Source organism: Pseudomonas sp. S3E12 (genome assembly GCF_001702295.1).
GTDB classification, from domain to species: Bacteria; Pseudomonadota; Gammaproteobacteria; order Pseudomonadales; family Pseudomonadaceae; genus Aquipseudomonas; species Aquipseudomonas marginalis.
Genome location: NZ_MBDT01000032.1, coordinates 239,665 through 259,434, shown reverse-complemented (window position 1 = coordinate 259,434; position 19,770 = coordinate 239,665). Strand labels below are relative to the sequence as shown.

General features: G+C 63.0%; 16 protein-coding genes. 8 read left to right on the top strand and 8 right to left on the bottom strand.

Annotated features, from left to right (window positions below):
- The first annotated feature begins 84 nt into the window (after positions 1-84).
- Both aroA and BB029_RS25580 read left to right on the top strand, forming a co-directional pair.
- Positions 85-1,341, top strand: coding sequence for a 3-phosphoshikimate 1-carboxyvinyltransferase (gene aroA, locus BB029_RS25585; RefSeq protein ID WP_065941294.1), 1,257 nt, complete (start codon positions 85-87; stop codon positions 1,339-1,341).
- 32 nt (positions 1,342-1,373) lie between these two features.
- A complete protein-coding gene (locus tag BB029_RS25580) occupies positions 1,374-1,763 on the top strand; it encodes a hypothetical protein (RefSeq protein WP_065941293.1) in 390 nt (129 codons plus the stop codon).
- Between the two features lies 1 nt (position 1,764).
- Here the strand turns inward: BB029_RS25580 and BB029_RS25575 are convergent, their stop codons facing one another.
- On the bottom strand, positions 1,765-2,364 hold the full coding sequence (locus BB029_RS25575; RefSeq protein ID WP_065941292.1) for an NAD(P)H-dependent oxidoreductase: 600 nt from the start codon (positions 2,362-2,364) through the stop codon (positions 1,765-1,767).
- A 72-nt stretch (positions 2,365-2,436) separates the two neighbouring features.
- Here BB029_RS25575 and BB029_RS25570 point away from each other — a divergent pair, with 72 nt between their 5' ends.
- A complete protein-coding gene (locus tag BB029_RS25570; protein ID WP_065941291.1) occupies positions 2,437-3,030 on the top strand; it encodes a TetR/AcrR family transcriptional regulator in 594 nt (197 codons plus the stop codon).
- A gap of 258 nt (positions 3,031-3,288) precedes the next feature.
- On the opposite strand, the gene BB029_RS25565 is transcribed toward BB029_RS25570, so the two are convergent.
- Both BB029_RS25565 and BB029_RS25560 read right to left on the bottom strand, forming a co-directional pair.
- On the bottom strand, positions 3,289-3,954 hold the full coding sequence (locus BB029_RS25565) for a GNAT family N-acetyltransferase (RefSeq protein ID WP_065941290.1): 666 nt from the start codon (positions 3,952-3,954) through the stop codon (positions 3,289-3,291).
- A gap of 55 nt (positions 3,955-4,009) precedes the next feature.
- A complete protein-coding gene (locus tag BB029_RS25560) occupies positions 4,010-4,894 on the bottom strand; it encodes a LysR family transcriptional regulator (RefSeq protein WP_065941289.1) in 885 nt (294 codons plus the stop codon).
- Positions 4,895-5,007: 113 nt separating this feature from the next.
- On the opposite strand from BB029_RS25560, the gene BB029_RS25555 reads away from it, so the two are divergent.
- The 3 genes from BB029_RS25555 to BB029_RS25545 all read left to right on the top strand — a co-directional run bounded on the left by BB029_RS25555 (position 5,008) and on the right by BB029_RS25545 (position 9,507).
- Entirely contained in the window at positions 5,008-6,216 is a 1,209-nt protein-coding gene (locus tag BB029_RS25555; protein ID WP_065941288.1) for an MFS transporter, read from the top strand.
- Positions 6,217-6,297: 81 nt separating this feature from the next.
- Positions 6,298-7,149 carry a CAP domain-containing protein gene (locus BB029_RS25550; protein ID WP_065941287.1) on the top strand — a complete coding sequence of 284 codons (852 nt, stop codon included), beginning with the start codon at positions 6,298-6,300 and terminating at the stop codon, positions 7,147-7,149.
- Between the two features lie 171 nt (positions 7,150-7,320).
- Entirely contained in the window at positions 7,321-9,507 is a 2,187-nt protein-coding gene (locus BB029_RS25545; protein ID WP_065941286.1) for a GAF domain-containing protein, read from the top strand.
- 8 nt (positions 9,508-9,515) lie between these two features.
- Here the strand turns inward: BB029_RS25545 and BB029_RS25540 are convergent, their stop codons facing one another.
- The 4 genes from BB029_RS25540 to BB029_RS25525 all read right to left on the bottom strand — a co-directional run bounded on the left by BB029_RS25540 (position 9,516) and on the right by BB029_RS25525 (position 18,398).
- A complete protein-coding gene (locus tag BB029_RS25540) occupies positions 9,516-10,682 on the bottom strand; it encodes a diguanylate cyclase (RefSeq protein ID WP_065941285.1) in 1,167 nt (388 codons plus the stop codon).
- A gap of 51 nt (positions 10,683-10,733) precedes the next feature.
- Positions 10,734-12,971 (bottom strand): 1,4-alpha-glucan branching protein GlgB, encoded by a 2,238-nt coding sequence (glgB, locus tag BB029_RS25535; RefSeq protein WP_065941284.1) that lies wholly within the window; start codon positions 12,969-12,971, stop codon positions 10,734-10,736.
- Entirely contained in the window at positions 12,968-16,315 is a 3,348-nt protein-coding gene (treS, locus tag BB029_RS25530) for a maltose alpha-D-glucosyltransferase (protein WP_065941283.1), read from the bottom strand. The genes glgB and treS overlap by 4 nt, the downstream gene beginning before the upstream one ends.
- A gap of 94 nt (positions 16,316-16,409) precedes the next feature.
- Positions 16,410-18,398, bottom strand: coding sequence for an alpha-1,4-glucan--maltose-1-phosphate maltosyltransferase (locus BB029_RS25525; protein ID WP_065941282.1), 1,989 nt, complete (start codon positions 18,396-18,398; stop codon positions 16,410-16,412).
- A 204-nt stretch (positions 18,399-18,602) separates the two neighbouring features.
- Here BB029_RS25525 and BB029_RS33410 point away from each other — a divergent pair, with 204 nt between their 5' ends.
- Positions 18,603-18,779, top strand: coding sequence for a hypothetical protein (locus BB029_RS33410; RefSeq protein ID WP_168166841.1), 177 nt, complete (start codon positions 18,603-18,605; stop codon positions 18,777-18,779).
- On the opposite strand, the gene BB029_RS25520 is transcribed toward BB029_RS33410, so the two are convergent.
- Entirely contained in the window at positions 18,757-19,248 is a 492-nt protein-coding gene (locus BB029_RS25520; protein ID WP_065941281.1) for an MgtC/SapB family protein, read from the bottom strand. The genes BB029_RS33410 and BB029_RS25520 overlap by 23 nt on opposite strands.
- Before the next feature lie 120 nt (positions 19,249-19,368).
- On the opposite strand from BB029_RS25520, the gene BB029_RS25515 reads away from it, so the two are divergent.
- The gene (locus BB029_RS25515) at positions 19,369-19,608 is read left to right on the top strand and encodes a DUF3203 family protein (protein ID WP_065941280.1); all 240 of its coding nucleotides are present in this window, start codon (positions 19,369-19,371) and stop codon (positions 19,606-19,608) included.
- Positions 19,609-19,770 lie beyond the last annotated feature (162 nt).

Below are 19,770 nucleotides of genomic sequence, written 5' to 3'. Positions count from 1 at the left end.
GACAAGCACTGCATCTATGCCCGATTATTCGGGTCCGCCCGTTGGCCGCGCCAGCCACCTTGCCTTGACCAGGAGCCTTGCACCTTGAGTTCGCAGAAAACCGTGACCGTTACACCGCCCAACTTCCCCCTGAACGGCAAGGTCGCGCCCCCCGGCTCCAAATCCATTACCAACCGCGCCCTGCTGCTGGCGGCCCTGGCCAAGGGCACCAGCCGCCTGAGCGGCGCCTTGAAGAGCGATGACACCCGACATATGTCGGTGGCTCTGCGCCAGATGGGCGTGACCATCGATGAGCCGGACGACACCACCTTCGTCGTCACCGGCCAAGGCAAGCTGCAATTGCCTGCGCAGCCGTTGTTCCTCGGCAATGCCGGCACCGCGATGCGCTTTCTCACCGCCGCCGTCGCCACGGTTGAAGGCACCGTGGTGCTGGACGGCGACGACTATATGCAAAAACGCCCGATCGGCCCGCTGCTGGCCACCCTCGGCCAGAACGGCATCCAGGTCGACAGCCCGACCGGTTGTCCACCGGTGACGGTGCACGGCGTGGGCAAGGTCCAGGCCAAGCGCTTCGAGATCGACGGCGGCTTGTCCAGCCAGTATGTATCGGCCCTGTTGATGCTAGCCGCGTGCGGCGAAGCGCCGATTGAAGTGGCACTGACTGGCAAGGACATCGGTGCCCGTGGCTACGTGGACCTGACCCTGGACTGCATGCGGGCCTTCGGCGCCCAGGTCGAGGTGGTCGACGATACCACCTGGCGCGTGGCCCCCACCGGCTACACCGCCCATGATTACCTGATCGAACCCGACGCTTCCGCCGCCACCTACTTGTGGGCTGCCGAAGTGTTGACCGGCGGCCGTATCGACATCGGCGTGGCCGCCCACGCCTTCACCCAACCGGACGCCAAGGCCCAGGCGGTGATCGCGCAGTTCCCGAATATGCAGGCCACCGTGGTGGGGTCGCAGATGCAGGACGCGATCCCGACCCTGGCGGTCCTGGCCGCCTTCAACAACACCCCGGTGCGCTTCACGGAGCTGGCCAACCTGCGGGTCAAGGAATGCGATCGCGTACAGGCCCTGCATGACGGCCTCAATGCGATCCGTCCGGGCCTCGCCAGCATTGAAGGCGATGACCTGCTGGTCGCGGCCGACCCGGCGCTGGCCGGCACGTCGTGCGACGCCCTGATCGACACCCATGCCGACCACCGCATCGCCATGTGCTTTGCGCTGGCGGGGTTGAAAATCGCGGGTATCCGCATTCAGGACCCGGACTGCGTGGCCAAGACCTATCCTGGGTACTGGAAGGCCCTGGGCAGCCTGGGGGTCGCGTTGAGCGACTGACTCACCCGCGCCGGAATGGGGAGGTAAGGATCATGACCATTCGCCAACCCTGCCCGCCCGGCGCCTGCGTCTGCGACCGTGAACAACTGCTGGAGGCGCCCGGCGCCGACCTGCGTATCCTCAGCCTGACGCGCCAGGAAGAAAAACGCCTGGTCGAGCGCCTGGAAAACCTGCAAAGCCTGCAAGACCTGGAGCGCATGCAGCAGCGGATGCACGAGCTATTGGGCATCCGCGTGCATATCGCGCCGGGGCACACCGAGGTCAAGAGCATGCGCGGCATCCAGATCGTCATCGACGAGCTGCCAGGCATGTGCCGCAAGACCCGGCAAGCGATCCCGGCGGCGATTCGCCGGGGCCTGGAGAAAAACCCGGAAATTGCCTACCGCCTGCTGGACGCCCACGACCTGTTTCGCGAAGGTTGAATCAACCGGCAACCGTCTCGGCCTCGAACAGCCTCTGCCCGACCGCCTTCGCCGTCTTCAGATGCGCCGGGGCCGCGCCGCCTTCCGAATCCAGCAACAGCTCGGACGTCACCACCTTCGCCCCGCAGTAATCGAAGATGCCGTAGTCGATTTGGGTGCGCATCGCCTTGGCGTAGCCATGACGGTCAAACGCGCTGTCATCCGCACCGCCGAGGGCCAGCAAGTGCACCTGCAAATGCCGCAGTTTTTTCACCACCGGGGTATCCGGGCCGTAGTCGATTGCCCAGCCGTTGACGAACACGCGGTCGACCCAACCCTTGAGCAGGCCCGGCAGCGACCACCAGTAGATCGGGAACGCCAGCACCAGGGCATCGGCGCGCTCGATGCGCGCCTGTTCCGCCAGCACGTCGGCCGGGGGCGTGGCCTGGGTGCGGTGTACCCGGTGATCGGCGGCGGTGTAGCGCGGGTCGAAGCCTTCGGCGGCGAGGTCTGCGATTTCAAAGGTGTGGCCCGCAGCAGTCAGGCCGGCAGCCACCTGCGCGGCCACGGCGTGGGTGAGGGATTGTGGGTCGTGATGGGCAACGACGATGAGTGCGTGCATGACTTTGACTCCCCTTGGGTTTAAGCTACTTTTGGTAAGTTAACGTCAGCAAGTTACTTTTGGTATATAAGCATGTCAAGCCCTGAATCCCCTGCCCCACGTCGTCGCCTGTCCCGTGAAGATCGCCTGCGTCAATTATTGGAGGTGGCCTGGCAGCTGGTGCGCGAGGAAGGCACCGAAGCCCTGACCCTGGGCCGCCTGGCGGAACTGGCCGGCGTCACCAAACCGGTGGTCTACGACCATTTCGTCACCCGTGCCGGGCTGCTCGCCGCGCTGTATGAAGACTTCGACGCGCGTCAGACCCAGGTGTTTGCCGAAGCCCTCGACGCCAGCCGCGCGACCTTGGAAGAACGCGCCGGGGTGATCGCCTCGTGCTATGTCGATTGCGTGTTATTGCAGGGCCGGGAAATTCCGGGGGTGATCGCCGCACTGAGCAGTTCGCCGGAGCTGGAAGCGCTCAAGCGTAAGTACGAGGCGATTTTTCTCGACAAATGCCGCGACGCGCTGGGGCCCTTTGGCCAGGTTTCACAGCCGGGATTACGGGCGATGCTGGGCGCTGCGGAAGCGTTGTCCTACGCTGCGGCCAGTGGCGAGATCAGCCGCGAAGAGGCGCAAGATGAGCTGTTGGCGACCATCCTGGCAATGGTCAACCGCGCACGGCGTTGAAGGCTGAAGAAACTTCTGTGGTAAGCGGGCTTTGTTGTGGTGAGCACACTTGTTGTGGTGAGCGGGCTTGTTGTGGTGAGCGGGCTTGCCCCGCGCTGGGCTGCGAAGCAGCCCCAACAAGAGCGCTGCAGTGTGCCAGGCAGCTCCGGGCCTGTTTCTGGGGCCGCTTCGCAGCCCAGCGCGGGGCAAGCCCGCTCACCACAGAAGCCCGCCCACCACAGAGGCAAGCTCACCACAAAAAAAGCCAACCAGGCCAGGCTAACGCCCTGCCACAAACAGCTGGACCTTGCGGGCCAGTTGATCGAGGTGCCGGTCCCGCTGTTTCTCGGCATCCACCATCGCCCGCTTGCCGTGTTTTTGCAGCAGGTAGGTATGGATCTGGCGTACCTCCAGCGAACTGTAGATCGCCGCCACATCCAACACGCCCATCAAGCCATCGGTGCCGTAGTCCCGGGTATTCATCAACACCTGGGTGCCCCGCGCACCCCGCACTTGAAACCCCATGGCCTCGAAGGCCGCTACCTTCTCCACGGCACAGGCCAACTCGGCATGGGGATAGCGCGCCAGCACGTCCGCCATCATCCCGCGCGCCACACCCTGGCGCCGGAAACCAGCCTGCACCGCCATAAAGGCGATGCCACAGGCTTCAGGATCATCTTTCACCGGCAGGTACAGGCAAAAGCCAATCACCTGCTCCTCTAGCATCGCCACGATCAACTCAACGGCAATCCCCTTCGACCCGCCCAATGCCTCCAGGTACAGGTGCACCTCAAAGCCGATGGCGTATTGGTAGATGTTGTAGAGCAGGTTGCTCGGCGGCAGCGCGACGCTGCTGATGTCGGTGAGGTTGTCCACCACCATCTGCAGGATCTGGGCATTGATGGGCTCGGGGCACGGAGTGGTGTAGCGGGTAAGGCTGAACATGCAGATTCCTGGGTTTCGCGTCAAGGCAGCGGCGATTGTACCTGTTGCAGGCCGTTCAGTGCCCGCACACCTCACGCACGCACCCGCGCAACCAGCGGTGGGCCAGGTCGGCATCCAGCCGTGGATGCCAGAGCATCGCCACGGTGAACGGTGCCAGCGTCAACGGCAACGCAAAGTTGTACAGGCCTTCGCGCTGATGGGCAGTGTAGCGTTCGGGCACGCAGGCAATCAGGTCGGTGTCGCGGGCCAGGGCGATGGCCGTGGCGAACCCGGCGACGATGGTGCCGATCTGCCGCGTCAAGCCCAGGGCTTCAAGCCCATCGTCGATCTGGCCGCGCTCCTGCCCGCGCCGCGAGACGTAGACGTGCCGCCCCTGGGCAAACCGCTCGGCACTGATGTCGCCCTGGCTCAGGGGGTGGCCGCTGCGCACCACGCCAATCAAACGGTCGCGAAACAGCGCCTGGGTCAGCACTTCGGGGCTGGCGTCGGGGTCGACCACACCGGTCTCCAAGTCGACGCTGCCTTCGCGCAGCAACGTGCTGTCCTTGTCGGTCTTGCTGACGAAACGCAGGCGTACACCAGGCGCCTCCCGTGCGATGCGCGCCAGCAACGCGGGACCGAAGTTTTCGACGAACTCTTCACTGGTGCGCAAGGTGAAGGTGCGCTCCACCTGGGCCAGGTCCAGGGCGTGTGCCGGGCGCAGCACCGCATGGGCGTCCTGCACCAGGCGGCTGACCTGCTCACGCAATGCCTGCGCCCGCGGCGTCGGTACCAGCCCGCGCCCGGCGCGGACCAACAGCGGATCGCCGGTGGTCTCGCGCAAGCGCGCCAGCGCCCGGCTCATGGCCGAGGGGCTCAACTGCAAGCGCTTGGCCGCTCGGGCGACACTGCCTTCGGCCAGCAAGACATCCAGGGTGATCAGCAGATTAAAGTCGGGCATGGGCGCTCCTTAGCAGGCGTTTGACGCAGGAATTAACTGCAAACCCTGCGTCTTCCGCCATGTTAGGCGAGGTCGTAGATTTGTGACAGTTGCGTCCACCCAAGGAATCTTCCATGCATACGTCTTCACGGGGCGGCCTTGCCAGCCTGACGCTGTCCATGTTGCTCGCCGCCCTCGGCACCAGCATCGCCAATGTCGGCCTGCCCAGCCTGGTACAGGCATTCGATGCGTCGTTTCATGCCGTGCAGTGGGTGGTGCTCGCCTACCTGATGGCGATCACGGCGGTGATTGTCATGGCCGGCCGAATGGGCGATCGCCTGGGCCGTCGCCGGCTGTTGCTCGCCGGACTGCTGCTGTTTGCGCTGGGCAGTGGGCTGTGTGCAGGCGCGCCCTCGCTGGGCTGGCTGATTGCCGCACGCCTCCTGCAGGGCTTGGGCGCGGCGAGCATGATGGCCATGGCGCTGGGGATGGTCGGCGACACGGTGCCCAAGGAACGCACCGGCCGGGTGATGGGCCTTTTGGGCACAATGTCAGCCGTCGGTACCGCCATGGGCCCCGCCGCCGGCGGGTTATTGCTCAGTGTGTGGGGCTGGCGCGCGCTGTTTCTGGTGGGCATGCCCTTGGGATTACTCACGGCCAGCCTCGCGTGGCGCTACTTGCCGGTTGATCGACGCCAAGCAGGCTCACCTTCCAGCGTCTGGTCACCGTTGAAGGAAGCATCATTGCGCACGAGTCTCGCGATGAGTGCGTTAGTAGCGGCGGTGATCATGGCAACCTTTGTGGTCGGCCCTTTCTACCTGTCCAAGGGGCTGGGGCTGGACCCGCAATGGATGGGCCTGGCCATGGCCGTCGGGCCCTGTGTCGCGGCGCTCAGCGGTGTACCGGCGGGGCGCCTCACCGACCGCCACGGCTGGCGCCTTATGACTTTCGCCGGGGTGGGCATCCTGTTTTGCGGGGCCTTACTGTTGTCGTTGGCCTCAGGATTGATCGCCTACCTTGGGGGGCTGGTGATTCTGACGACGGGCTATAGCCTGTTCCAGGCCGCCAACAACACTGCGGTGATGTGCGATGTAGACGGTGCGCGCCGAGGTACGGTCGCAGGCTTGCTCAACCTGTCACGCAATATCGGGCTGATCTTCGGTACCTCGGCCCTGGGGGCGGTGTTCGCCTGGGCGACCCCGGATGTCACCCGCGCCACCGAGCAATCCGTGACCAGTGGCCTGCATGCGACTTTCACCGTCGCCGTGGGCTTGATCCTGCTGGCCACCGCGATGGCAGCGGGCCGCATCCGCGCCGTGAATGCCCCACAGAATGCCCGTTGAGGCAAAAAAACAAAAAAGGCGTTGCGCCAGACGGGGTTACATCGCGCATCATGGGCACTTTCAAGCTCAAGGGTAACGTCCATGCGCGTTCTGTCATTGATGATGGGTCTTACGACGCTGGCCGCCAGTACGGTGTTCTGCGCCAGCGCGATGGCGAATGAAGAAAGTCAGTTGGTGCAACAGATCAACGAGTACCGCAGCCAGGTGCAGCGCTGCGGCGACCAGGGTTCCCAGGAACTGCCACCGCTGGCCAACGATACACGGCTGGTGCTGCCGGCCAGTAACGTCGGGGACCTGCAGCAGGCCCTGGCGCGGGCCGCTTACCCGATGGTCAATGTGCAGGCCATCAGCCTGTCCGGTCCCAAGGACGCCCAGGCAGCCATGAAAGCCGTGCGCGAGAGTTTCTGCCGGGTGGTGCTGGACCCGCAATTCGTCGACATCGGCGTGAGCAACAGCGGCCAGGATTGGCGCATCGTGCTGGCCCGCCCGTTGCTGTCCAGCGGCCTGGGCGATTGGCAAACCGAAGGCCGCAAGCTGCTCGACCTGATCAATGCCGCCCGTACACAACCGCGCCAGTGCGGCACCCAGGCGTTTACCGCGACCACACCATTGTCGTGGAACGAGGCGTTGGCCGGGGCCGCCAACAGCCACACGCGCAACATGGCCAACGGCAATTTCTTCGACCACCTGGACCACGACGGCCGCACGCCTGGCGACCGCGCCGAACTGGCCGGGTATATCGCGAAGAACATCGGCGAAAACATCGCCGCCGGCCTGGACACCCCGCGCAAGGTGGTCGACGGCTGGCTCGCCAGCCCGGGTCATTGCGCCAACCTGATGAACCCGCAATTTCGCGAATTGGGCGCAGCCTATGCCATGGACCCGAAGAGTGACGCGGGCATTTACTGGACGGGTTTATTCGGCGCGCAATAAGGTGGGGTAATCGTCCGATAGCGCTGAACTCGGGCTATTCAAACGAGCGGAGAATCAAATTGCCATCTATCGGATAATTCGGCTGAACTGGTAGCGCTCAAGCGGGTCTGTAGCTTTGCGCCGGATCCTGACAGGCGCGCCGAAGATTCTGAAAAACAAGGTGTTTCCCGAATGATGAATTGGCTGCAAAGCAGCAGCGACATGGCCGAACAGGTGCGCCAGCATGATTGGGCCAATTCACCTCTCGGTCCATTGGAGCAGTGGCCAGACGTTTTGAAGACGACGGTCGCGCTGTGTTTCGCGTCGAGCTTTCCCCAGGCGATTGTCTGGGGCCCCCAGTTGATCACGCTCTACAACGATGCGTTTATCCCGATCCTGGGCAGCAAGCCCTATGCGTTGGGGCGCCCGTTCAACGAAGTGTGGGCCGAGGTGTGGGATGACGTCAGCCCCATCGCCAACGCCGCCTTCGAGGGCCACGCCACCTATATCGAAAACTTTCCCCTGGTGATTGAACGCGGCCCAAGGCGGGAGCAGGCGTACTTCACCTTCTGCTACAGCCCGATCCGCGATCCCCAAGGCAAGGTGGTCGGCATGCTCGACACCGTCACCGAGACCACCGCCACGGTGTTCCTGGCACGCCGCCTGGCGGTGCTGGACGCCATCGGCAACGCAGTGGCCAACGCCGCCGATGCCGAAGCCATCATGACCAGCACCACCCGGTTGCTGGCCGAACACCTGCAGGTGAGCAATTGCGCCTACGCCGACATGGACGCCGATGAAGACGGCTTTACCATTCGAGACAATTGGACCGCGCCCGGCTCGCCCAGCATCATCGGCCGCTACAGCCTGGCGGCGTTCGGCGAGATGGCCGTCAACTGCCTGCGCGCCGGCGAGCCCCTGGTGATCCACGACAATCTGCGCGAGTTGCCGCCCGCAGAGTCCGCCACCTTCCAGGCCCTGGGGGTGACGGCGACGATCTGCATGCCGCTGATCAAGAACGGTCGCCTGACGGCCCTGATGGCCGTCCATGACAAAAACCCACGCCCCTGGTCACCCTACGACCTGGCCCTGTTGCGGGAAGTCACCGAGCGCTCATGGGCGCATATCGAGCGCGTGCGTGCCGATGCCGATGTGCGCAAGGGCCTGGCGGCCTATGCCGAACTGAACACCACTCTCGAACAGCGCGTCGAAGAACGCACCCTGGCGCTGGCCAAGGCCGAAGCCGCGCTGCGCCAGTCGCAGAAACTCGAAGCCATCGGCCAACTCACCGGCGGCGTGGCCCATGACTTCAACAACCTGCTGACCATCATTCGCTCATCGGTGGACTTCCTGCGTCAGCCAGACCTGCCGGAACAGCGTCGCCAGCGCTATATGGGCGCAGTGGCGGATACCGTAGAGCGGGCGAGCAAGTTAACCAGCCAATTGCTCGCCTTTGCCCGCCGCCAACCGCTGAACCCGGAAGTCTTCGACGTGGGCCAGCGCGTACAGAACATCGGCGAGATGCTGGAGAGCGTCACAGGCGCGCGTATTCATGTACGTGTCGAGATGCCTTCGCAGCCGTGTTTTGCGCGGATTGATGCCAGCCAGTTTGAAACCGCACTGATCAACATCGCCCTCAATGCACGGGACGCAATGGAGGGCCAGGGCACCCTGACCCTGAAGGTCCTCGGGGCACAGCCGTTGCCCCACATTCGCGGCGACGCCGGGTCGGGTAAGGCGTATGTCGCCATTTCGCTCGCCGATACCGGCCCCGGCATTCCCGAAGACACCGTCGAACGCATTTTCGAGCCGTTCTTCACCACCAAGGCGGTGGGTAAAGGCACCGGCCTGGGCCTGTCGCAAGTCTTCGGCTTCGCCAAGCAGTCGGGGGGCAATATCGATGTGACCAGCACGCCCGGCCAAGGCAGCGTATTCACCTTGTATCTGCCCCAGGTCGAAGCCGAAGCAGCACTGCCGCCCCCCTGCGAGGAAGCGCCGGCTTCGTCCCACGACACATCACAGTGCCGGGTGCTGATTGTGGAGGACAACCTGGAGATCGGGCGGTTTGCCAGCCAGATTCTTCAAGACCTGGGCTACCAGGCCACCTGGGTGACCGATGCCGAACAGGCCCTGACCCTTGCCGGGCACGATGGGAGGGCTTTCGATGTAATCTTCTCCGACGTGGTCATGCCCGGTATCACCGGCGTCGCCATGGCCAAGCTGTTGCGCCAGCGTCGGGCGGACCTGCCAGTGATACTGACCTCGGGCTACAGCGAAGAGCTGGCCGATAATGGCTATGACGGCTTCGAGTTCCTGCCCAAGCCTTACTCTGCCGAGCAGGTTTCGCGGGTATTGATCAAGGCCATGCACAAGGACTGAGCCGCGCCCTACTCCGCCACGGCCACCTGGTTGCGGCCCAGCGCCTTGGCCCGGTACAGCGCTTTGTCGGCGCTGTTCATCAGGCCGTGCAGGTCCTCGTCCACGGCATGGGTGAACGCCACCCCAAGGCTGGCTGACAGCCCCTTGACCGGCTCGGCGGCCAAACCGGCGATAGCCTTGATCAGGCCCTCGGCGATAGTGCGCGCGGTGTCCAACGACGTATTGGGCAACAACACCGCAAACTCTTCGCCGCCCAAACGGCCATACACATCGGCCTTGCGGAACGACGCACTGATCACCCCGCCAATCTGGCGCAATACCTGATCGCCGGCCTGGTGCCCATAGGTGTCGTTGATTTGCTTGAAGTGGTCCATGTCCATCATCAGCGCGCACAGCGGCTGCTGGTTATGACGGCATTGCGCATACAGCAATTGCGCATGTTCGAAAAATGCCCGGCGGTTCATCAGGCCGGTCAGCTCATCGGTCTGTGCGGCACGGGTCGAGATGTTATGGGCCCGTTCCATTTGCCGGGTCAGGCGAAAGGCTTTCTCCAGTGCATCGGACAACTTGCGCGTGGCACTGGCCACAAACGTGGAAAACACCAGGACCGCGATACCGATACCCACCTGCATCGATGTCGGCTGGAACAACAGCCACAGGGTGCACGGCAGCAACACCAGGCCGATGGACACCAGGGTCATATAGCGATAGGCCGAATAACACGACACCGCACTGACCGACATCCCCACGGTGAACAGCATCACCAGCGCCTGGGACAACCGATCATCGGGGGGCATCAGCGCGAGTGCCCCAGCCCCCCAAATGCTCGCGGACAATACCAGCGTGACCCAGTAGCGGCGCTCCCAGCGGTCCGGGGTGCGTTCGCTGTTGGGGCAGCGAAACCAGTCCAGGAACATCTTGACCCGCAGCAGCGACGAGGCGCCCAGCAGCACCAGCCACACCAGCATGGACGTGTGATCGAAGCGCTCCCAGCACAGCCAGCAGAGCATGGCGGCCGCCATGTAGCTGCCGAAAATGGCTGCAAATGACTGGCGAAACAACTGGTGCAAACGGTCGGTTCGCACCTGTGCCTCTATAAAGCAATCCTGGTCCTGCCCATGCCCAAGGCCATTCATGAAATTCGCCTGATTCGACTGCCATGACAAAGGCGCCATTGTGGCACCCTGCCAGCAGCGTGGACAACTGAATCCAGCAAGGTAGAGCCTTTAACTCGCCTCAGGTCGCAAAATCAGCACCCCCAACGGTGGCAGGTTCAATGACAGCGACACCGGTTGCCCATGGCGTGGTTCATCCTCGGTGAACACGCCACCGCCATTGCCATAATTGGAACCCGCATAGGTGTCGGCGTCGCTGTTGATCACCTCGCTCCAACGCCCACCGAACGGTACGCCCACCTTGTAGGCCTCACGGGGCACCGGGGTGAAATTGGCCACCACCAGCACCGGCTTGCCGTCCTTGCTCCAGCGCAGCCAGGCGTAAACGCTGTTGATCGCGTCGTCGCCGATCAGCCACTGGAAACCCTGGGGCGCATCGTCCTGCTCGTGCAGGGCCGGCTCCTCGCGATACAGGCGATTCAAGTCACCCACCAGCTTTTGCACGCCTTTGTGCTCGGCGTACTGCAGCAAGTACCAGTCCAGTTGCTGGTCGTGGTTCCACTCGCGCCACTGGCCGAATTCACAGCCCATGAACAGCAGCTTCTTGCCCGGATGCATCCACATGAATGTCAGGTAGGCGCGCAGGTTGGCGAACTTCTGCCAGCGGTCGCCGGGCATCTTGTCGATCAGCGAGTGCTTGCCGTGCACCACTTCATCGTGGGAAATCGGCAGGATGAAACGCTCGGACCACGCATACACCAGGCCGAAGCTCAGCTCGTTATGGTGGTGGGCGCGGTAGACCGGGTCTTGCTGGATGTAATGCAAAGAATCGTGCATCCAGCCCATGTTCCACTTGTAGTTGAAGCCCAGGCCGCCCTGCTGGGTGGGCTGGCTGACGCCGGGCCAGGCAGTGGACTCTTCGGCGATCACCAGGGCGCCGGGCGCTTCCAGTGCCACCACGTCGTTCAAGTGGCGCAGGAAGTCGATGGCTTCCAGGTTCTCGCGCCCGCCATGGCGGTTGGGCACCCATTCACCGGCCTTGCGCGAATAGTCGCGGTACAGCATTGACGCCACCGCATCCACGCGCAGCCCGTCAATATGGAAGTGTTTGAGCCAATGCAGCGCCGAGGCCAGCATGAAGCCGTGCACCTCAGTGCGGCCCAGGTTGTAGATCAACGTGTCCCAGTCCTGGTGGAAGCCTTCCAGCGGGTTGGCGTATTCATACAACGCAGTGCCATCGAATTGCGCCAGGCCGTGGGTGTCGGTGGGGAAATGCGCCGGCACCCAGTCGAGGATCACGCCGATATCGGCCTGATGGAGCGCGTCGATGAAATAGGCGAAGTCCTCCGGCGAGCCAAAACGCGCCGTCGGTGCGAACTGTGAAAGCGCCTGGTAACCCCACGACCCGCCGAACGGGTGTTCCATGATCGGCATCAATTCAACGTGGGTGAAGCCCAGTTGCTGCACATACGGCACCAACCGCTCCGCCAGCTCGCGCCAGGTGTACTGGCGCGCCACTTCGCCGGCCTCGTCCAGCTCGCACTGCCAGGAGCCCACATGCAGCTCGTAGATCGACAGCGGCGCCGTGGCCTTCTGGCGCTCGACCCGCGCTTGCATCCACTCATGGTCCTGCCAGTCCACCTGCAACGGCGCGGCGACTTTCGAGGCGGTATCGGGTGGCAACTGGGTCGCCAGCGCCATCGGGTCGGCCTTGAGCGGCAGAATCCCGTGGGCACCGAGGATTTCGTACTTGTAGGCGGCGCCAGGTTGCAGGCGTGGAATGAAGATTTCCCACACGCCCGACGGATGCCGCAGGCGCATCGGGTGGCGGCGGCCGTCCCAGATATTGAAGTCCCCCACCACCGAGACCCGCCGCGCATTCGGCGCCCACACGGCAAAACGCACGCCGTCTACGCCATCGACGCTGGTCACCTGAGCCCCCAGGCAACTGCTGAGGTCACGGTGGTTACCTTCGGCGAACAGGTACAGGTCCATCTCCCCCAGCAACAGTTGCTGGAAGCTGTAAGGGTCTTCGGTGATCTGCTCGCCACCGGCCCACTGGATTTTCAGCAAGTACGCCTGGCGGGTGTTGAACTGCCCGACGAACAGCCCCGGCACCTGGGTCGCATCCAGGCTGCCGATCTGTTCACCGCCATCGCGGCTCAGCACCTGGACACTCAAGGCTTCCGGCAGGAACGCGCGGATAAATTGCCCGCCCTGCTCGTCATCGTGTGGCCCGAGAATGGAAAACGGGTCGTGGTGCTCGGCGCGCACCAGCGCTTCGACGTCCTTGGACGCCGGCATGGCTGTCAACTTAGGTTGCAGCGGTTCTTTATTCGTAAAGCTCATGACGTCTCCCCACCGCGTGCAGTGTTCGATTTAGATGTAATCCCGCTCAACAACCCGTGCAAGCCCTGCAAGGGCACCGGCAACCAGGTCGGACGGTTTTCCGCTTCGTACGCTACCTCATACGCGGCCTTCTCCAGGCTGAACAACGTCAGCGCGGCGTCCTGGCCCTTGGCATCCTGCCAGTCATGCGCCAGTGTAGACGCAGCGGCCTGATAAGCCTGGATAAATGCCTGGCGGGCCTCTTTCAGGTAGCGATCGGTCACGCGTCTGCGCGCCTGGTCCGCTGCGGGCGAGTGATCCACCCCTTGTACGTTCAAGGCCATGGCCGCCGCATAGTCAAAGGAGCGCAACACGCCGCTCACATCTTTATACGGGCTGTGCTTGCCGCGCCGTTCATGCAGCGGCCGCGCGGGTTCGCCTTCAAAGTCGATCAGGTAGGCATCGCCCTTCACCACCAGCACCTGGCCCAGGTGCAAGTCACCATGAACCCGAATGCGCAGCCCGCCCAAGGTGGCTTTCGCCAGCGCCTGGACATGCGTGCCGATGGCTTTTTTCTGCGCCAGCAATTCACTGACCAGCGCCTGATCGGCAGGGTTCAATTGGCTTTGATGCAGCTTGAGCAATTGCAATGCACGGTCGATCTGCGCGCCAACGTCCTTGGCCCAGGCTTGGGTATCCTTGGCGCTGGTCGGTTCGGGCTTGAAGTCCTTATTGGTCGTTTTGGCGCCCAGTACCCCGTGCATTTCACCCAGGCGCTGGCCGAGCAGCCCGGCGAAGTCCGCCAGCTCGCCCAATGCGTTGTAATGCTGTTCCTGTTCGGAGATGGCCTCGGCCAGTTCATCGCGAATCGCACGCTCCAGGTTGTTCTGGGTCCAGCTCCAGGCGTCGCCCTGGTTGCTCAAGTAGCCCTGGGCGATCATCAGCAGGTTGTCCTCGCCGGCGCCATCACGGCGAATCACCGAGCCCATCAGCGGCGAGATATTCGGGTAACCCGCCTGCGTCAGGTAGGCGCTCATCTCCAGCTCCGGGTGCACCCCGGCGCTGACTTTGCGGATCAGCTTGAGCACCAGGCTCTCGCCCACCACCACCGAGCTGTTGGACTGCTCGGCAGACAAGTAACGCACCGGCGACTCGTCCGTCAGTTGCAGCGTGTCCAAGTGTGGCGTGGCTTCAAAACGCAGGTCGCCGTCGCTGCCGTTCAACACGGTACCGGCCTGCAGACCTTGGATCACCGCGCGGATAAAGTGCTCCAGGCTGAAGGCGTCCGTCACCAGGCCGACCTGGCGCACCCGCCGTACGCGGGCCAGGGCCAACTGTTGCGGCAAGGCGCTGGTGAACTGGTCTTCGCCAAGAAAACCGAACGGCAGCTGATAACGGCTGACCTGGCCACCGGCGGTCACCTCAAGCTCGCTGAGCAAGACCGGGTGCTGCGGGTCGCCAAAGCGCACACCGTAGGCGATGCGTACGCTGTCGATGGCGGTGTCCTTGCCCGCAAACCAACGGCGCTTGGGCAGCCAGGCGGGCAGCGAGGTCTGTTCGAGGGTGGTGCGACACGGTTCGTCGAGCAGCTCTTCCATGCGTTTTTTCAGCACCAGGGTGGTGAAGTCCGGCATGCTTTGCGCCGGCTCCACGTGCCAGCTGGGCATCTGGTTTTCCGCCGCCAGCACGAACCAATAGAAGCCATACGGCGCCAGGGTCAGCAGGAAATTCAGTTGGCCGATGGGCGGGAACGCATTGCCGCCGAGCATCTCCACCGGAACCATGCCGGCAAAGGCCGACAGGTCCAGCTCGGCCGCCTGGGCGCTGCGCGAGACATTGGCCACACACAGGATGATTTCGTTGCGCCCGTCTTCGCCGGTGAATTCGCGGGTATACGCCAGGATGCGGCGATTGCTCGGCGAGAGCATTTTCAGGCTGCCGCGCCCAAACGCCTTGGACTGCTTGCGCACCGCCAGCATGCGGCGGGTCCAGTTCAACAGCGAGTGCGGGTCCTGGGCCTGGGTTTCGACGTTGACCGACAGGTAGCCGTATTGCGGATCCATGATCGGTGGCAGCACCAGGCTGGCCGGGTCGGCGCGGGAGAAACCGCCGTTGCGGTCGATGGACCATTGCATCGGCGTGCGCACGCCATCGCGGTCGCCGAGGTAGATATTGTCGCCCATGCCGATTTCGTCGCCGTAATACAGGGTCGGCGTGCCGGGCATCGACAGCAGCAGGCTGTTGAGCAACTCGACACGGCGGCGATCACGCTCCATCAAGGGCGCCAGGCGCCGGCGAATGCCCAGGTTGATGCGTGCGCGGCGGTCAGCGGCGTAGTAGTTCCACAGGTAGTCGCGCTCTTTATCGGTGACCATTTCCAGGGTCAGTTCATCGTGGTTGCGCAGGAAGATCGCCCATTGGCAATTGGCGGGGATCTCCGGGGTCTGGCGCAGGATATCGGTGATCGGGAAGCGATCCTCCTGGGCCAGCGCCATGTACATGCGCGGCATCAGCGGGAAGTGGAACGCCATGTGGCACTCATCGCCGTCATCGCCCTTGCGGTCGCCGAAATACAGCTGCGTGTCTTCCGGCCACTGGTTGGCCTCGGCGAGCAGCATGCGGTCGGGGTAATGGGCGTCGATCTCGGCGCGGATCTGCTTGAGGACGTCGTGGGTTTCCGGCAGGTTTTCGTTGTTGGTGCCATCGCGCTCGATCAGGTAGGGGATGGCGTCCAGGCGCAGGCCGTCGATGCCCATGTCAAGCCAGTAGCGCATCACCGACAGCACGGCTTTCATCACCTGCGGGTTGTCGAAATTGAGGTCCGGCTGGTGGGAATAGAAGCGGTGCCAGAAGTACTGGCCGGCGACCGGGTCCCAAGTCCAGTTGGACTTTTCGGTGTCGAGGAAAATGATGCGGGTGCCGTCGTATTTCTGATCGTCATCGGACCACACGTAGAAATCCCGCGCCGCCGAGCCCGGCTTGGCCTTGCGTGCCCTCTGGAACCACGGGTGCTGGTCGGAGGTGTGGTTGATCACCAGTTCAGTGATGACCCGCAACCCGCGCTTGTGGGCTTCGGCGATAAAGCGCCGGGCATCGGCCATGGTTCCGTAGTCGCTGTGCACGCCCCTGTATTCGGCAATGTCATAGCCGTCATCGCGGCGTGGCGAGGGGTAGAACGGCAGCAGCCAGATGGTGTTGACACCCAGGTCGGCGATGTAGTCGAGCTTGGCGATCAGGCCGGGAAAGTCACCGATGCCGTCGTTGTTGGAGTCGAAATAGGATTTGACGTGAACCTGGTAGATCACCGCGTCCTTGTACCAGAGCGGGTCTTTGATGAAGGTGGCAGCCTTGGGTTTCTTCGCCATTGGAAACTCCTGAAATACTCGAAAATCGTGCAGACTGAACCGGGTCAATGTGGGAGGGGGCAAGCCCCCTCCCACATGTTGATCTTCACCAGGCTCAGGAGGTGCTGATGCGCCAGATCCCGAACGGCATCTGCGGCTCAAGCCGCGTCCACTGGGTCTTGCCATACCAAGTCCAGCGGTGGCCGTTCATCAGGTCTTCACCCTGGGTCTGCGCATCGTCCGGCAGGCCCAATTCCCACAACGGCAACTCGAAGTGGGCCTCCTGGGCATTGAACGGGTCGAGGTTGACGGCTACGAGAATGAAGTTGCTGCCATCCTCGCTGCGCTTGCCGAAGTACAGGATATTGTCGTTCCAGGCGTTGTAGAGCTTCAGCCCCAGGTGGGTCTGCAAGGCCGGGTTTTGGCGGCGGATGCGGTTGAGCTGGGCGATCTCGGCGATGATATTGCCGGGTGCGGTAAAGTCCCGAGGGCGAATCTCGTATTTCTCCGAGTCCAGGTATTCCTCTTTGCCCGGCACCGGTGCCGCCTCACACAGCTCAAACCCCGAATACATGCCCCACAGGCCCGAACCCATGGTGGCCAGCGCGGCGCGGATCAAGAAACCTGGGCGCCCGGACTCATGCAGGAAGCCTGGGTTGATATCCGGCGTGTTGACGAAGAAGTTCGGCCGGTAGCATTCGCGCCACGGCGACTCGTTCAATTGCGCCAGGTATTCGGCCAGTTCGGCCTTGGTATTGCGCCAGGTGAAGTAGGTGTAGCTCTGGGAGTAACCGACCTTACCCAGGCGCGCCATCATCGCCGGGGTGGTGAACGCCTCGGCGAGGAAGATCACCTCGGGATGCTTTGCCCGTACATCGGCGATCAGCCACTGCCAAAAGGGCAGCGGCTTGGTGTGGGGGTTGTCGACGCGAAAGGTCTTCACGCCCTCTTCCACCCAGCCCACCACGATGTCGCGCAGCTCGGTCCACAGGCCTGGGATCGCATCCGCGGCATAGAAGTCGACGTTGACGATGTCCTGGTACTTCTTTGGCGGGTTCTCGGCATATTTGATCGTGCCGTCCGGGCGCCAATTGAACCAGCCTGGGTGTTCTTTGAGCCACGGGTGGTCCTGGGAGCACTGGATGGCGAAATCCAGGGCGATCTCCAGACCATGCTCGGCGGCGGCCTTGACCAGGCGCCTGAAGTCATCACGGCTGCCCAACTGCGGGTGGATGGCCTCATGGCCGCCCTCCTCGCTGCCGATGGCATAGGGGCTGCCCGGATCATCGGGGCCTGCGGTCAGGGAATTGTTCTTGCCTTTGCGGTGGCTGCGCCCGATCGGGTGGATCGGCGGGAAGTACAGCACGTCGAACCCCATGTCATGGATCATCGACAGGCGCGAGTGCACGTCGTTGAACGTACCGTGGCGGGCCGGATCGTCGGTGATCGAACGGGGAAACAGCTCGTACCAACTGGCAAACTGCGCCGCCTCGCGCTCCACATCAATCGGGTAGACGGTGCTGATGCTCAAGTAGGCGCGGTGGTCGGCCTGGGTCATCAGGTGTGCACTGTCTTCGTGCAAAAACAGCGCGACCTGCTCGGTTTCCAGCAAACCGGAGAGTTCGTGGTGCAACAGCATCAGGCGGTCGCGCAGTTCGTTGTCGCTGCGTTCGGCGGCCTGCAGCACCAGGCTGCGGCCTTCCTGCAACTCCAGGCTGACCGGCACCCCGGCTTCATGTTTTTTGCGCAGTTCATAGCAGAAGCTGGCGAAGGTATCGATCCAGGCTTCGATGCAGTATTCGTGAGGGCCCTGGACGGTGACGGTAAACGCCCCTTCCCAGCCATTGTTGCCCACGTCGTTCATGACCACGCTGTGCCAGCTTTCTTCATGCAGCGCACGCCAACGGATCAGTACGGCCAGCTTGTCGTGGCCATCGGCGAATACCTTGCTGGTGACGTTGACGCGTTGGCCCACCACGGCCTTGACGGCAAATTCGCCGCCGTCGATCACGGGTGAAGTGCTTTCGATCGCGATCCTGGGCAGCAACAGCGCCTGGGACAGCGGCAATATGGAGTCTTCTGGAGCCAGTGTTTCAGCAGTCATCGAGCATCTTCCCCTTACGCCCTGTGGACGCTCTTTGCTTGATCCGAATTCCGATACGGCCGCGCTCTCCCTGAGCAGGGCCGCTATAGGTCCGAGCTTGGGCCTGGGTTAAAAGTTCAGCTGGATGTACCGCCACTGGGCGGGGAATCAATTGGCCCCGGCGGATGTCCACCACTGGAGCAAAGCACAAAGGAGGCCACACCGATGAATATCCCGATCCCGGCAGAAACCCCGGACCCGAATATCGACAACCCGACCTTGCCCCCCACGGAGCCCGAGCCGATTCCCGAGAAGGAACCGCCGGAAAATGAACCGCCACCGGTAGAGGAACCGCCGACGACCATGCCGCCGGTGATCGTCAGTCCTTCTCAAACCGCTTGACGATTTTTGGCATCACGCTGAACACCGCCAAGGCCAACAAGGTACTCAGTACCGCTGTCGATTCCCGACCCAATCCGGCCGAGACCCCAATCGCAGCGGTCATCCACAAACCGGCAGCCGTCGTCAGGCCCTTCACATGCCCCTCGTCATCATCCTTGCCCTTGATGATGGTGCCGGCGCCCAGGAACCCAATCCCGGCAATCACACCCTGCACCACGCGGCTCATGGCATCTGCCTGATTGCCGGACATCTGCGGCACCATGACAAACAACGCTGCGCCCAAGGCCACCAGCATGTGGGTGCGCACGCCGGCGGCCTTGCCCTTGCTCTCGCGTTCGAACCCGAGAATGCCGCCCAGGATCGCGGCGATCACCAGGCGCACGGTGATCTGGGTGAGCTGCCGGGCGTCGCCGATATCGGCAAATTCGGCCTGCAGGGTTTGCCACACTTCATGCCACCAGGCGTCCATGAACACTGTCCTTTGTCTTTATTGATAAAGGATGGACAGCGGCGACCGCCAGTCAGTTGCCTTGAACGCGCCGGCATCGCCGAACCCTAACCTTACACAGCTCATGAAAAGGAGATCGACATGACAATACGTATCGAAAACCAGTTGTGCTACTTCATGCTCGATGAGAACGGACAGGAACAGAGTGTGCCGGCGACCCGGGTCAATATCGTTACCGACACCGACAAATCCATGTCGTACGTGGAACTGGCCGCCGAGCGGATCTACATCACCGAAGCCGAGGCCGACGCCCTGACGGTGGCGGGTGCCCATGATGGGCGCCAGCATGTAAAGGCTGAAGAACCTGGTTCGCTGATTTAATTGATCTGTATCAGCACGCGCCAGAGCTGGCTGCACCTCAAGCGCCATGGGGTGCAGCACATTGACGCAGGCCCCTGGCCAAAGCCCATCTGATCCGCTTTTTATCGCCATACCTGAGTCTGTTACGCAAACAGACCGGCGCGCATAGTTCATCGGCCTGAT

Excerpts from the sequence above, each read along its gene's own strand:
- BB029_RS25545 (WP_065941286.1), top strand. The coding sequence starts at position 7,321 with ATGATGAATTGGCTGCAAAGCAGCAGCGACATGGCCGAACAGGTGCGC.
- treS (WP_065941283.1), bottom strand. The coding sequence starts at position 16,315 with ATGGCGAAGAAACCCAAGGCTGCCACCTTCATCAAAGACCCGCTCTGG.
- BB029_RS25565 (WP_065941290.1), bottom strand. The coding sequence starts at position 3,954 with ATGTTCAGCCTTACCCGCTACACCACTCCGTGCCCCGAGCCCATCAAT.
- BB029_RS25555 (WP_065941288.1), top strand. The coding sequence starts at position 5,008 with ATGCATACGTCTTCACGGGGCGGCCTTGCCAGCCTGACGCTGTCCATG.
- BB029_RS25575 (WP_065941292.1), bottom strand. The coding sequence starts at position 2,364 with ATGCACGCACTCATCGTCGTTGCCCATCACGACCCACAATCCCTCACC.
- BB029_RS33410 (WP_168166841.1), top strand. The coding sequence starts at position 18,603 with ATGAATATCCCGATCCCGGCAGAAACCCCGGACCCGAATATCGACAAC.
- BB029_RS25540 (WP_065941285.1), bottom strand. The coding sequence starts at position 10,682 with ATGGCGCCTTTGTCATGGCAGTCGAATCAGGCGAATTTCATGAATGGC.
- BB029_RS25515 (WP_065941280.1), top strand. The coding sequence starts at position 19,369 with ATGACAATACGTATCGAAAACCAGTTGTGCTACTTCATGCTCGATGAG.
- BB029_RS25525 (WP_065941282.1), bottom strand. The coding sequence starts at position 18,398 with ATGACTGCTGAAACACTGGCTCCAGAAGACTCCATATTGCCGCTGTCC.
- BB029_RS25560 (WP_065941289.1), bottom strand. The coding sequence starts at position 4,894 with ATGCCCGACTTTAATCTGCTGATCACCCTGGATGTCTTGCTGGCCGAA.
- BB029_RS25570 (WP_065941291.1), top strand. The coding sequence starts at position 2,437 with ATGTCAAGCCCTGAATCCCCTGCCCCACGTCGTCGCCTGTCCCGTGAA.
- glgB (WP_065941284.1), bottom strand. The coding sequence starts at position 12,971 with ATGAGCTTTACGAATAAAGAACCGCTGCAACCTAAGTTGACAGCCATG.
- BB029_RS25550 (WP_065941287.1), top strand. The coding sequence starts at position 6,298 with ATGCGCGTTCTGTCATTGATGATGGGTCTTACGACGCTGGCCGCCAGT.
- BB029_RS25580 (WP_065941293.1), top strand. The coding sequence starts at position 1,374 with ATGACCATTCGCCAACCCTGCCCGCCCGGCGCCTGCGTCTGCGACCGT.
- BB029_RS25520 (WP_065941281.1), bottom strand. The coding sequence starts at position 19,248 with ATGGACGCCTGGTGGCATGAAGTGTGGCAAACCCTGCAGGCCGAATTT.